This is a genomic window from Pantoea sp. E956-1 (genome assembly GCF_982223955.1).
On the sequence record NZ_CEUYZP010000047.1, the window covers coordinates 1 to 478 of the forward strand.

At 56.7% G+C, this 478-nt stretch carries 1 protein-coding gene; it reads left to right on the forward strand.

What is annotated here, in order from left to right; all coding sequences use genetic code 11:
- Nucleotides 1-387 precede the first annotated feature (387 nt).
- A partial coding sequence (locus AC0T7J_RS25175) for a KUP/HAK/KT family potassium transporter (RefSeq protein WP_473798457.1) occupies nucleotides 388-478 on the forward strand: 91 nt, incomplete at its 3' end.

Below are 478 nucleotides of genomic sequence, written 5' to 3' on the forward strand. Positions count from 1 at the left end.
CCAACCTTTGGATTGGCCGGCGCAGGAGTGGTGGACATGTCTAACCTCGGTGTTTTGTGACGTCGCTGGCCACGCGCGGCAGCTGACGGATGGGCGCTTGAGATGCGCCTCTGATCAAAAAGTGCGCAATTCTAGCGGCGGGCAACGCACTTGACCAGCTTTATACGGGGAAATACGACGAGTGCTGCGCTATGCTTCGCGCCGTTGAGCTTTACCGATTTCGTGCAGTCAATCATTGGTCTGTAACAGCAGGTAAAACAGCGCATGCTGCAACTCAAAGCATAGTGCTTCCTTCAAAGAAGCCGGTATCGAGATCAGGAGTGTTGGATGGGTCAGGCAAGTAGTCATGCGGCGGGCGCCGAGGGTTCGGCAAGCAGACCGCTGAGCATGCTGGTCGCGGCAGTCGGGGTAGTTTATGGCGACATCGGCACGAGCCCGTTGTACACCCTCAAGGAAGTGTTTTCCGGCGGTTATGGTG